We start from the raw sequence: 11,840 nt of genomic DNA on the forward strand, positions 1-11,840 counted from the left end.
TCGACCCCGTGTGCACGCACGCGCCGGCCCTCGCCGTCAGGCCTGGCCGTCCAGCTCCGGATAGTGGCGGAAGATGCCTTCCTCGTTGAACGGCAGACGCCGCGCGGAGGCCAGGTAGGCCTTGATGCGCGGACGCGCCGCCACCCGCTCGCGCAATGCGCCCAGCAGCGGGTAGTTGGCGTCGATGCGCGCCAGCGTGCCGGGAAACGCGTAGCGCAGCCCCTCGAGGACCTGGAACAGCGACAGATCGGCATAGCTGACCTGGTCGCCCAGCAGGTAGTCCTTGGGCTCGGGCCGACCCAGGATGCCCTCGAAGTAATCCAGGAATTTCGGCAAGCGCGTCTCGAGGAAATCGGCGGCGCGGCGCTTGGCTTCCGGCCGCTGGTCCTCGTAGTACAGCGAGGACGCGATCGGGTGGTGGCTGTCGTGCGCCTCGGTCACCAGGTCGGCGATGGTCAGCTGCAGCTGGTTGACCCACAGCCGGCCCTGCTCGTCGCCCGGGGCTAGGCCGTGGCGCTGGCCGATGTACAGCAGGATGTTGGCGACCTGCCCCATCGCCAGAGCGTCGGCCTTCAGGAACGGCGGCGCGAACGAGGGATGGTCGGCGCCGTCCATCGCCGCCATCATGCGCGCCATGCCGCCCGGCTCGCGCGCCACGTCGACGTAGTCCACGCCGGCCTCTTCCAGGGCCAGGCGCACGAACTCGCCGCGCCCCTGGATGGTGGGCCAATAAAAAAGTTCATACGCCATCAGGCGCTCCTTATGTTGTTCGGTTTGACTCAATTATTCCTCATGATCCCGATGTTCGGCGCGGCAATCGTGCTAGTCTTCGGGTTGCCAAATTAGGGCTGCCAAAAGATCAATAACAAGAGACATGATCACAACAAAAACAAGACAGGGAATGGGTGACGGCATGGGTCGACCTTGACGCTCGGAATGATTTATTTCCGTTGAGCAATCTCACTTTGCCCAGGAGGCGAGTGCGACAAGATATAACCCGTCATCACATCCCTACGGAGCGCTTCATGATTTTCGCTCACCTGACCCGCCACTGGATCGCCCGCCGCAGCCAGTACAGTTTCTCTACCTGGATGCTGTGCGTCGCACGCAGCATGCGCGTCCTGGCCTACTACCGCGAGCACCGCGCGCTGTGCCGGCTCGGCGTCTACCGCAACCACGTCGCCCAGCCCGGCGACGACGATCCCTTCCACCACCTCAGCCACCGCGACTACCTCATCAAGGGCTTGCCGGTGCGCCAGCGCGTGCAAGCCGTGCTGAGCCACTACCGCTTTGAAGAAACCACCTTCAACGATGCCTACAAGGCCGGGGTCTACGGCGCGCGTGCGCTGCCGCTGTGGCAGCACGACGACGACGGCGCCAGCTTCGTCATCCAGCTCGAAATGGCGTCGCGCAGCAATGCCGAGGGCGACTTGACGCTGGCCCTGGTCGCGGACGGCAAATGCCTGCACCGACTCTCATTCAGCTGGCTCGAGGGAGCGATGTTCGGCCTCGACACGCCGGTCGTGCCCTTCATCGCGCGCAACCAGGGGCGCTGGGCCGATTCCGGCGCGGCCTTCGAAGCCTTCGAGCGGATTTTCCCGAACAATTCGCCGAGCTTCTTCTGCTTCGCCGCCATGCAGGGCATCGCCCAGGCGGTCGGCATCGACAAGGTAGCCGCGATCCGCGGCGAGGCCCACGTCGCCTACGATCCTGCGCCCGAAAAGCACTTTGCCAACGCCTACGACGGCTTCTGGAAGATCCTCGGCGGCGCCGAAATGAGCGGCGGCCCCGGCTACCTGATTGCGCTGCCGTTCTACGTCAAGCCGCTGGCGGACATGCCCTCCAAGCACCGCAAGCGCGCGGCCCAGCGGCGCGAGCACTGGCGCCTGATCGGCGAATCGGCGCGCACCGCGCTGCAGCGCCACCTGCTGCACGCGCGCGCGCAGATCGAGCACCCGGCGCCGGTGCTGGAGCCGGCCCAGATCTGAGGCGGGCGCAGCTGCAGCACGTGGCAAACATGTGGCAAGGCGTGTCGCCCACGGTTGACAGAAGCACCACCATGGGGCGCGCTCGTGTTACACTCGCGCCTTCGCTAGGGGTCCTGGGAGTGCGCTTCCGGGTGAGACATACCCTTCGTACCTGATCTGGATAATGCCAGCGAAGGAAAGCGCAGAGCAGCACCCCTCCTCGTTTTGCCCTTCCCCGTTGGCTCCGGCTTATAAAAAGCAGCGCAGCCCAACGGCGCGCCGAGAGAGCAAACCCATGAACAAACCCTTGCAGTACTCGATCCTGGCTTGCGCCATCGCGCAGGCGTTCGCCATCGATGCGTCAGCCCAGACCCAGCAGGCCCAAACCCAGCAGGCGGCGCAAGCCGGCCCGGTCGCCGAAGTGGTCGTCACCGGCGCCCGCACCGGTGGCGAGCGCGCCGGCGTCGGCGGCTTTTCCGATGCGCCTCTGGTCGACACGCCGGTCTCGATCGACGTGTTCACCCGCACGCAGATGCAGGACCTGTCGATCCGCTCGACCACCGATGCGATGCGCTACGACGCCTCGGTCAGCGATTCCTACAACGCGGTCGGCTACGCCGAGTCGTTCTCGATCCGCGGCTTCACCCTGGACAACGACTACAGCTACCGCAAGGACGGCTTCGCCATTCCCGGCGACACCCAGATCCCGCTCGAGAACAAGGAACGCATCGAGGTGCTCAAGGGCCTGGCCGGCCTCACCGCCGGCGTCGCCACCCCGGGCGGCATCCTGAACTATGTCACCAAGCGCCCGACCGCCACGCCGCTGCGCGAAGCGACGGTGCAGGTGAGCGAGCGCGGCACGCTGTACGGCGCGATCGACCTGGGCGGGCGCTTTGCCGACCCGCGCTTCGGCTACCGCATCAACGTGGCGGCCGAAGACATCCACCCGTACGTGGCAGGCGCCAACGGTGACCGCCAGTTCATCTCCGGCGCTTTCGATTGGCAGATCAGCCCGGACGCGCTGCTGCAGCTCGACATGGACTACCAGCGCAAGGCGCAGATCACGGCGCCCGGCTTCCAGCTGATCCAGAACCTCTACCTGCCGAGCGGCGTGTCGCCCAAGATGCTGCTCAACGACCAGCCCTGGACCAAGCCGGTCCAGACCTGGGACACCAACCTCGGCCTGCGTTTCGAGTACAAGCTGGCGCCGGACTGGCTGGCCACCGTGGCCGCCAACAAGCACTGGTTCCGCCGCAACGACTACACCGCCTTCCCTTACGGTTGCAGCAACGAGGGCGAGGGCTACTACCCTGGCTTCTGCTCGAACGGCGACTACGACGTCTACGACTACCAGAGCACCGGCGAGCGCAAGACCCCGTGGGGCGTGCAGGCGCAGGTGCACGGCAAGTTCGCCACCGGCCGGTTCCGTCACGAGCTGACCGTCGGCGCCTCGTACGACGAGCGCCACGACAGCCTCGGCGACGACGTCTACGACTACGTCGGCTACAGCAACATCTGGCATCCGCTGGTGTCGCCGCAGGCCGCCGCCGGCCGTACCACCGGCCCGGTGTTCGAACGCCGCACCGACCAGGAGACGGCCGTCTTCGCCCAGGACATCGTCAAGCTGACCGACGACCTGACCCTGCATGCCGGCCTGCGCCACGTGCAGCTCAAGCGCAACCAGTACGACGACACGCTGGACGTGCCCGGCTACGTCCACAGCGACAACAGCTTCACGCTGCCGAGCCTGGCCCTGGTCTATGCGGTGGCGCCGGGCTGGAACGTGTACGGCGCGCTCAGCCACGGCCTGCAGAACGGCGGCGCGGCCCCGTTCGGCACCGCCAACCAGCACCAGATCCTGGCGCCGGCGCGTGCGCACCAGGCCGAGATCGGCGCGAAGGCCGACCTGGGCAGCGCCTTGAGCCTGTCGGCTTCGCTGTTCGAGATCCGCCAGGGCCTCGAATACACCGACCCGAACCAGACCATCCCCGTACTCGTGGGCGGCGCGACGCAGTACCTGAATCCCTACGTGCGCAATGGCCAGGAAACCCATCGCGGCCTGGAAGTGACGGCGGGCGGCAAGGCGAGCGCGGACCTGAGCTGGAACCTGTCCCTGATGGCGCTGAACACGCGCCAGGAAGGCACGGGCGACCCGACCCTGGACGGCAAGCGCGTCACCGACGTCCCGGCCTTCAAGTCGACCGCCTGGGTGGAATACGCGGTGCCGAACGTGCCGGACCTGAAGGTCGACGCCAACTGGCGTTACTCGGGCAAGAAGGCGTTCGACGTCGAGAACAGCGTGTTCGTGCCGGGCTACCACGTGTTCGGCCTGGGCGCGTCCTACCGCCTGGCGCTGGCCGGTACCCGCGTCACCGTGCGCGGCCGCGTCGACAACCTGTTCGACAAGTTCTACTGGGGCGACGTCACGCCGCAGCTGGGCGGCTACCTGATCCCGGGCGCGCCGCGCACCTTCCGCCTGTCGGCGCAGGTGGATTTCTAAGCCAGCAGCGCCTCGACCTGCCGCACCCGCTGCGGCAGGTCGCCCTCCACCAATACGTGAGCGATGCCGCGCGCGTCCAGTACCTCGAGCAGGGTCGCGTGCACGCGTGCGCGCACATCCTCGGAATCGCGCATCAAGCCATCGGCCACCCATGGCAGATCCGGCGCCGCGACCAGCGTCAGCGCGTAGTCGTGTGCGGCCTCCAGGGCCAGCAGATCGGGCGGCACCCGCCCCCAGTAGAAGCGGCTGTACACGGCCGTCATCAAGGGCGCGGTGTCGCAGAACAGCAGCGCGCCGGGACGGCCGGCCAGCTCGCGCGCGCACGCGTCCTCGCGCGCGCGCTGGGTGCGCGCGATGCCCGATTGATCGTCTTCGTAGGGCACGCGCCCCGTGGTGTCGACGAACTCGCGCAGGTATTCCGGCACCCACAGCGTGCGGTGGCGGCGCGCCAGGGTTTCGGCCAGCGTCGACTTGCCGGTCGATTCGGCGCCGAGGATGGCGATGCGCGCCGGGTTCCCGGGTTCTGCCGCCTGCAGGTTCATGCCGCCACCGCCGGTTCGGTCGCGGCCGCACGCCAGGCGCGCAGGCCGACCAGCGCCATCACGACGAACACCGCGTACAGGAACGCCGTCAGGTGCAGCCCCTTGTAGACGTACAGGCCGACGTACAGCACGTCGACCACGATCCAGGTGTGCCAGTTCTCGATCTTCTTTTTCGCGGTGAGCGCGGTGCCGAGCAGGCTGCCGGCGGTGAGGAAGGCGTCGATGCGCGGCACGTCGGTATCGGTGTACACGCCGAGGAAGTTCGACAGCAGCGCGAAGCCGATCGCCCAGCCGGCCAGCGACCAGGCCCAGCCCCTGGCACTCAGGCGCGAAACCGCCGGCGCCCCGGCCTGCGCGCCGGCCGCGTTATCTTTGTCACTGCCGCGCAGCCACTCGCTCCAGCCCCAGATCGAGGCCAGGATGAACACGCCCTGCAGGCCGGCGTCGCCGTACAGGCGCGAGCGGAAGAACACGATGCCGTAGGCGGCCGAGGACACGATCGCGAACAGCCAGGCCCAGTGGTTCCTGCGGATGTTGAGCAGCACCGTCGCAACCGAGAGCACGAAGGAGAGCAGCTCCAGCAAGGTGGTGGGAAAGCCGAGGAAGGTGATCGGATCGTTCATGCGCGCGCTGGAAAGATGGAGACGCGGCGTGCCATGAAGGCAGGCCAACGGTCGATTATGGAAGCTGGCGTCCGAATGCGCAAGCCGTTCGCCACGGCGCGAGGTGTCCGGATCCGGACAGCGCTGCCCGCACGCGGGCACACGCGCGGGCGCGCAAGCGGGCCAAACCCGGCGCCGCCCCGGTAGAACGGCCCTGGCACGGCGCTTGCGAAGCGGGAAAGCATCCGAACTTTTCCGCTTTCGCTCATGGACCAGGCCCTCAGCATCGACATCCTGCGCCGCCGCGGCCGCCAACGCCTGGCCGCCGGCATGCTCGCCTTCGCCTTTCTCGCCTTTCTCGCCTGCGCGGCCTGGGGCCTGAACCGCGTGCTGCGCCCGAGCGTGGCCGGCGCCGACGTCGCCATCGCCGAGGTGCGGCGCGGCGCGGTCGACACCACCGTCGACGCTGCCGGCGTGGTGGTCGGGCGCTACCAGCCGGTTGGCGCCAGCACGTCGAGCCAGGCGGACGTGCGCGTGGTCTCGGCCACCAACCGCGAGCTGGCCGAGCTGGTGGCCGCCGGCGAGTTCCGCGAAGACCTGTTCTACCGCCTCAACCTGATCACGATCCGCTTGCCGCCGCTGCGCGAACGGCGCAGCGACATCGGGCTGCTGGCGCGCCACATCGCCGCGCGCGTCGCCTTCGACTACGGGCTGGGCCTGGAGCGCCATGGACTGGGCGCGGGCATCGCCATCGAGGATCGCTTGTCCGACGGCTTCGGCGCATGACGCTGCAAACGCGCCTGTTCGTCTACCTGCTGGCGCTGCATCTGCCGCTGTACGGCTGCGCCGCGCTGCTGCTGCCGCAGCAACCGTTGCTGTTCGTGGGCGCGGAGCTGGCCCTGCTCGCGACGCTGGCGCTGGGCTGGCGCCTGGTGCGCCAGGCGCTCGAGCCGCTCGGCTACACACGCCGCCTGCGCGACCTGCTGCAGGACCAGCAGTACGCGAGCCGGCTGGCGATGCTGGACAGCGCCGGCAGCCGCGAGCTGCACGAACTGGTCGACGCCTTCAACGCCATGCTGGCCGCGCTGCACCGCGAACGCCTGGCGGCCGGCGAGCAGCAGGGTTTCCTCGACCGCCTGCTCGCAGCCACGCCCGCCGCCGTGCTGGTGTTCGACTTCGACCACGCGATCAGCCTGATGAACCCCAGCGCCGGCGCACTGCTCGGGTTCGAACAGCCGCTCGGACGGCCCCTGTCGTATTGGATCGACAGCGATGCAGATGATGCCGAAAAGTTCGCGCCCGCGCTCGATGCGCGCGCCCGCACGCGCGCGCGCGAACTGGCCGCGCAACTGGCCGCGCAGCCGCCCGGCGAGAGCCGCTTGATGACGGACCTGGACGGGCGCCGCTACCGCGCCCAGCGCGGCCAGTTCTATGACCGCGGCTTCGCGCGCCACTTCCTGATGGTCGAGGAGCTGACCGCGGAACTCGAGGACTCGGAGCGCGCCACCTACGCGCGCCTGATCCGGGTGCTGGCGCACGAAGTCAACAACACGGTGGCGGCGACCGGCTCGGTGCTCGAATCGCTGCTGACCTACCGCAGCCAGCTGAACGAGTCGGACGCCGGCGACTTCGCCACCGCGATCGTCGCCGTCAAGCGGCGCAACGCCAGCCTGGGCCAGTTCATCGGCCGCTTCACCGAAGTGGTCAAGATGCCGGCGCCGGCGCTGCGCCCGGCCAGCCTGGGCGACGTCGTCGACGATATCCTGTGGCTGCACCGCGATGCGTGCAAGGCGCGCGCCATCGCGCTCGGCTGGGCGCGCCGCGACGCCGTGCCGCCCCTGATGCTGGACGTGCAGCTGATCGAAGGCGCGCTGCTGAATATCGTGAAGAATGCGATCGAGGCGGTCGACGAATCGCGCGATCGCGATCGCGACGGCCGCGGCGGCAGCGGCGGCGCCATCCGCATCAAGCTGGCCCGGGAGGCGCGGCACGTGCGCCTGTCGGTGATCGACTCCGGCGGCCTGCTGGAACAGACGCCGCTGCGCCAGCTGTTCACGCCCTTCTTCAGCACCAAGAAGGGCGGCCAGGGCATCAGCCTGGTGTTCGTGCGCGAGGTGCTCACGCGCCACGGCTGCCGCTACGCGCTGGCGCCGGGCGTGCCGGGCGAGACGCGCTTCGACGTCTGGTTTCCGGTCAGTTCCCAGGCTACCGGATCGTCATTTCCTTGAGCAGGTTGTCGGCATGGTCGACTTCCTTCATCACCCACAGCATGTAGCGGATGTCGACGTGGATCGCGCGCGTGATGGCCGGGTCGAAGTACCAGTCCTTGGTGATCGATTCGTAGGTCGAATCGAAGTTCAGGCCGACCAGCTCGCCGTGGCCGTTCATCACCGGCGAACCCGAGTTGCCGCCGGTGGTGTCGGCGTTCGACAGGAAGTCGACCGGCACCGTGCCCAGGCGCGCATCCTTGAACGCACCCCAGCGCTGCTCGCGGATCGCCTGCAGCAGATTGGCGGGCGCGTTGAACGGTTCCTTGCCGGTGTTCTTTTCCAGGATCCCCTGCACCGTCGAGAACGGCCCCTTGACGATGGCGTCGCGCGGGCTGTACGGCGCCACGGTGCCGTAGCTCACGCGCAGCGTCGAGTTGGCGTCCGGGTAGACCGGCTTGCCCTGCGCTTTCCTCCACGCGATCACGGCCGCCATGTATTGCGGGATCACGCGCTCCAGATTGCCGTCGACGTCCTTGCGGCGTTCTTCCAGCGCCTGCGCCACGTCCTGCAGGCGCACCGCCAGCGCGATGAAGGCGTCGTTCGATTTGCGCAAGGCATCCGGATCCCGGCCGATCCAGGCCAGGCGCTTGGCCGTGTCGGCCAGCTCGGTCGCTTTGTAGAACGACTGCAGCGCGTTCGGCGCCGGCAGCAGCGCGTCCAGGCCTGGCGGACGCAGCTTCGGATCGATCTTCGAGTAGCGCACCAGGCCGGCTTGCCAGCGCGCCGCGCCGACGCTCGGCGCGAACGACTGTTCGAGACGGCTCAGGCGCGCCTTGATGAACGCGAGGTCGCGCTCCTGGTAGCCGGGCTCGCGCTGGGCGTCCGGCTTCTGGCGTTCCAGCGCCAGGCGGTACAGGGTGCGCGCGCTTTTGAGCAGGTCGCTGTGCGTGGCTTCGATCCAGGCGCTTTCCTGCTGGCTGGCCGCCATGTCGGCCGCGATCGCGGCGTCGAGGTCGGCCAGCAGCGCCTTCGATGCGCCGGCCTGCTGGCCGAGCTGTTGGCCATGCTGCTTGTACCAGGCGCGGAATTCAAAGTCCTGCACGTCCTTGATCGCCGCGATGTCCTTGCGCGCGAAGCCGTCGAGCAGGCCCTGGGTCTTCTTGAGCACGTTGTTCAGGCTCTTGGACACGCTGGCGTAGCGCACGCCGTAGTCCGGGTTGCCCATGGTGGCGGCGGCGATCACCGACAGGTCGGCCGTGATCGATGCGACCTTGGCCGGGTAGCCGAGGTCGCGCGCGAAGCGGATCTCGGCCGGCAGCTTGTAGCGGCCGGTACGGCCCGGGTAGCCGGCCAGCAGGACGCCGTCGCCGGGTTTCAGGCCGGCGCTCGATACGGCCAGGAAGTCCCTGGAATGATAAGGCACGTTGTCCGGCGACGGGTCGGCCGGGCGCCCGTCCTTGCCGACGTAGGCGCGCAAGAAGGCGAAGTCGCCGGCCTGGCGCGGGAACTCGAAGTTGTCGATGTCGCCGCCGAAGTTGCCGACGCTGTCGGCCGGCGCGTACACCAGGCGCACGTCGCGGATCATCATCTGTCGGATGCGGTAGTACTCCAGGCCCCGGTGGAAGGCCGGCACCGAGCAGCGGTAGGATTTGTCGCCCTTGGCGCCGCCCTCGCACTCGGCCACCAGGGCCTTGATGCGCGCCTCGACCTGCTCGTGGCGCTCCTTGCCCGACAGGCCGGGCGCCAGCCCTTTGAGCACGCGCTCGGTCACGTTCTCGACCTTGTCGGTCACGAATACCAGCGTGTTCGGCCCGCCCGGCAATTCCTCCGCGCGGGTCCTGGCGAGAAAGCCGTTGACGATGTAATTGTGCTCCGGGCTGGCGTTGCGCTGCACGGCGCCGTAAGCGCAATGGTGGTTGGTGACCACCAGGCCATCCGGCGAGACGAAGGAAGCCGAGCAGCCCGGCAGCGCGACGATGGCGCTCATCGGGTGCTTCGACAGGTCGGCCAGGCGTTCGGCCGGAATGGCGATGCCGGCGCGCTTGAGTTCGGACTTCAGCTGCGGCAGCTGGTAGGGCTGCCACTGGCCTTCGTCGGCGTGCGCGAGGACAGTGGCGCCCATCGTCGCACCTGCAAGCGCGATGGGCCGGACGATCGATTTCAGCAAGGCGGATTCCAATGGCAAAGTAGAACGGAAGCGCTTCCGAGTATAGCCAGCGGCGCCGGGGCTGGACACGATTCGCTCCTGCATATGGCCGAGCTCGGGGCGGGGCGTTGCATTCCTGCGTAATGACGTGACAACAGCCCTGCAGCTTGGCGGAGCGTCCTTCGCCCGCATCTGCGCCTGCAGGCGCAAGCCGCTACAATGCCTGATCGTCCGCCGATTTCCCCTGTTCTCCCATCAGCCCTCATGCCAAGCTCGAATCCTTCCCGCCTCGACCAGCTGCGCCGCCTGGCGCCCGACCGTTTCACCATGTACCTGCTCGGCACCGTGCTGCTGGCCAGCCTGCTGCCCTGCCGCGGCGGCGTCGCGATCGCACTCGGGCACATCACCACCTTCGCCATCGGCCTGCTGTTCTTCCTGCACGGCGCCAAGCTGTCGCGCGAAGCGCTGGTCTCGGGCCTGACCCACTGGCGCTTGCACCTGCTGGTGCTGGCTTCGACCTTCGCCATGTTCCCGCTGCTCGGCCTCCTGCTCAAGCCCCTGGCCACGCCGCTGGTCGGACCGCAGCTGTACCTGGGCGTGCTGTTCCTGTGCACCCTGCCCTCGACGGTGCAATCGTCGATCGCCTTCACGTCGATGGCGCGCGGGAACGTGGCGGCGGCGGTGTGCAGCGCCTCGGCCTCGAACTTCTTCGGTATCTTCCTCACGCCGCTGCTGGTCAGCACGATCGTCGTGCACGGATCGGGCGCGGGTGGCGGTTCGTCGCTCGATGCGATCATGACCATCGTCGAGCAGTTGCTGCTGCCCTTCCTGGCCGGCCAGTTCCTGCGTCCGTGGATCGGCGCCTGGGTCGACAAGCACAAGCCGATGCTCAAGATCGTCGACCAGGGCTCGATCCTGCTGGTGGTCTACACGGCGTTTTCGGAATCGGTCAACGAGGGCTTGTGGCACCAGCTGGCGCCGTCGGCGCTGGTGGGACTGGTGGTGCTGAACTGCGTGCTGCTGGCGATTGCGCTGTGCGTGGCGACGTTCGTGAGCCGCCGCCTGGGCTTCTCGCGCGAAGACGAGATCACGATCGTGTTCTGCGGCTCGAAGAAGAGCCTGGCCAGCGGCGTGCCGATGGCGAAGGTGCTGTTCGCGCCGGGCGCGCTTGGGATGATCATCCTGCCCTTGATGCTGTTCCACCAGATTCAGCTGATGGTGTGCGCGGTGCTGGCCCAGCGCTGGTCGCGCCGCGCGGACCCGCAGGGCGAGCCGGTGGCGGACTGAGCCCGCCCGGCTCGGGTCAACTCAGGCCATGCCGGTCGAGCGTGGCCTTCAACTCTTCCTTGAAGACGCTGTAGTCGACCGGTTTCTGGATGTAGTCGATCGCGCCGACCTCGCGCGCGCGCGCGCGGTCGGCCGGCAGGCCCGAGCCCGACAGGATGATCGCCGGGACGCGCGCGCCACCGTCGGCGTTCAGGCGCTCGAGCAATTCGAAGCCGTCCACGCGCGGCATCTTGATGTCCACCAGCAGCAGGTCGAAGGCGTCGTCCTTGGCCTTGTCATAGGCTTCTTCGCCGTCACGGGCGACGACGATGCGGTAGCCGGCGCCATAACCTTCCAGCGCCATGCGCGTCAGCATCAGGTCGATGCCGAGATCGTCGACCAGCAGAATTTTTTTCATGGATCATCCTAACACGCTATTGATGGCGATGAAATTTTCAATAGTGCCGAGCAACATTTCACACTTGCGTGTTCCTGCACCTGCTTCCCCGGTGCACGCTTGCTCATCGCTTTGACGGCCAAAATTGCCGATGATATAGTAAAAATAGAAAATTGGTAACGTTTCCAATCCGGCGCGGCCCTCGCGCCG

10 protein-coding genes and 1 riboswitch are annotated in these 11,840 nt (G+C 67.7%); of the genes, 5 read left to right on the forward strand and 5 right to left on the reverse strand.

Annotated features, from left to right (window positions below):
• Positions 1-36: 36 nt before the first annotated feature.
• On the reverse strand, positions 37-750 hold the full coding sequence (locus FA90_RS10510; RefSeq protein ID WP_036168564.1) for a glutathione S-transferase: 714 nt from the start codon (positions 748-750) through the stop codon (positions 37-39).
• Positions 751-1,025: 275 nt separating this feature from the next.
• Between FA90_RS10510 and FA90_RS10515 the strand changes: the two genes are divergently transcribed.
• A complete protein-coding gene (locus tag FA90_RS10515; protein WP_036168566.1) occupies positions 1,026-1,988 on the forward strand; it encodes a DUF535 family protein in 963 nt (320 codons plus the stop codon).
• Between the two features lie 96 nt (positions 1,989-2,084).
• Positions 2,085-2,183: riboswitch (TPP riboswitch) on the forward strand.
• A 79-nt stretch (positions 2,184-2,262) separates the two neighbouring features.
• A complete protein-coding gene (locus tag FA90_RS10520) occupies positions 2,263-4,467 on the forward strand; it encodes a TonB-dependent siderophore receptor (RefSeq protein ID WP_036168568.1) in 2,205 nt (734 codons plus the stop codon).
• Here FA90_RS10520 and FA90_RS10525 read toward each other — a convergent pair.
• Positions 4,464-5,009 carry an AAA family ATPase gene (locus FA90_RS10525; protein ID WP_051971690.1) on the reverse strand — a complete coding sequence of 182 codons (546 nt, stop codon included), beginning with the start codon at positions 5,007-5,009 and terminating at the stop codon, positions 4,464-4,466. The genes FA90_RS10520 and FA90_RS10525 overlap by 4 nt on opposite strands.
• A complete protein-coding gene (gene pnuC / locus FA90_RS10530; protein WP_036168570.1) occupies positions 5,006-5,632 on the reverse strand; it encodes a nicotinamide riboside transporter PnuC in 627 nt (208 codons plus the stop codon). The genes FA90_RS10525 and pnuC overlap by 4 nt, the downstream gene beginning before the upstream one ends.
• A 246-nt stretch (positions 5,633-5,878) precedes the next feature.
• Here pnuC and FA90_RS27250 point away from each other — a divergent pair, with 246 nt between their 5' ends.
• Both FA90_RS27250 and FA90_RS10540 read left to right on the forward strand, forming a co-directional pair.
• Positions 5,879-6,397, forward strand: coding sequence for a sigma 54-interacting transcriptional regulator (locus FA90_RS27250; protein WP_036168572.1), 519 nt, complete (start codon positions 5,879-5,881; stop codon positions 6,395-6,397).
• On the forward strand, positions 6,394-7,839 hold the full coding sequence (locus FA90_RS10540; RefSeq protein ID WP_036168573.1) for a PAS domain-containing sensor histidine kinase: 1,446 nt from the start codon (positions 6,394-6,396) through the stop codon (positions 7,837-7,839). Before FA90_RS27250 ends, FA90_RS10540 begins: the two co-directional genes overlap by 4 nt.
• Here the strand turns inward: FA90_RS10540 and FA90_RS10545 are convergent.
• Positions 7,817-9,988: a S46 family peptidase gene (locus FA90_RS10545; RefSeq protein ID WP_036175191.1), complete on the reverse strand. Its 2,172-nt coding sequence runs from the start codon at positions 9,986-9,988 to the stop codon at positions 7,817-7,819. The two genes, FA90_RS10540 and FA90_RS10545, sit on opposite strands and share 23 nt — an antisense overlap.
• A gap of 243 nt (positions 9,989-10,231) precedes the next feature.
• Here FA90_RS10545 and FA90_RS10550 point away from each other — a divergent pair, with 243 nt between their 5' ends.
• The gene (locus FA90_RS10550; protein WP_051971692.1) at positions 10,232-11,254 is read left to right on the forward strand and encodes a bile acid:sodium symporter family protein; all 1,023 of its coding nucleotides are present in this window, start codon (positions 10,232-10,234) and stop codon (positions 11,252-11,254) included.
• A 16-nt stretch (positions 11,255-11,270) separates the two neighbouring features.
• Here the strand turns inward: FA90_RS10550 and FA90_RS10555 are convergent, their stop codons facing one another.
• Complete coding sequence (locus tag FA90_RS10555) at positions 11,271-11,651, reverse strand: response regulator (protein WP_036168576.1); 381 nt, start codon at positions 11,649-11,651, stop codon at positions 11,271-11,273.
• Positions 11,652-11,840: the final 189 nt, after the last annotated feature.

The sequence above is a fragment of the Massilia sp. 9096 genome, assembly GCF_000745265.1.
In the GTDB taxonomy this organism is placed as follows: Bacteria; Pseudomonadota; Gammaproteobacteria; order Burkholderiales; family Burkholderiaceae_D; genus Telluria.

Bases quoted from the DNA above. Each gene is read 5' to 3' on its own strand.
- FA90_RS10510 (WP_036168564.1), bottom strand. From the start codon at position 750: ATGGCGTATGAACTTTTTTATTGGCCCACCATCCAGGGGCGCGGCGAG.
- FA90_RS10515 (WP_036168566.1), top strand. From the start codon at position 1,026: ATGATTTTCGCTCACCTGACCCGCCACTGGATCGCCCGCCGCAGCCAG.
- FA90_RS10520 (WP_036168568.1), top strand. From the start codon at position 2,263: ATGAACAAACCCTTGCAGTACTCGATCCTGGCTTGCGCCATCGCGCAG.
- FA90_RS10525 (WP_051971690.1), bottom strand. From the start codon at position 5,009: ATGAACCTGCAGGCGGCAGAACCCGGGAACCCGGCGCGCATCGCCATC.
- pnuC (WP_036168570.1), bottom strand. From the start codon at position 5,632: ATGAACGATCCGATCACCTTCCTCGGCTTTCCCACCACCTTGCTGGAG.
- FA90_RS27250 (WP_036168572.1), top strand. From the start codon at position 5,879: ATGGACCAGGCCCTCAGCATCGACATCCTGCGCCGCCGCGGCCGCCAA.
- FA90_RS10540 (WP_036168573.1), top strand. From the start codon at position 6,394: ATGACGCTGCAAACGCGCCTGTTCGTCTACCTGCTGGCGCTGCATCTG.
- FA90_RS10550 (WP_051971692.1), top strand. From the start codon at position 10,232: ATGCCAAGCTCGAATCCTTCCCGCCTCGACCAGCTGCGCCGCCTGGCG.
- FA90_RS10555 (WP_036168576.1), bottom strand. From the start codon at position 11,651: ATGAAAAAAATTCTGCTGGTCGACGATCTCGGCATCGACCTGATGCTG.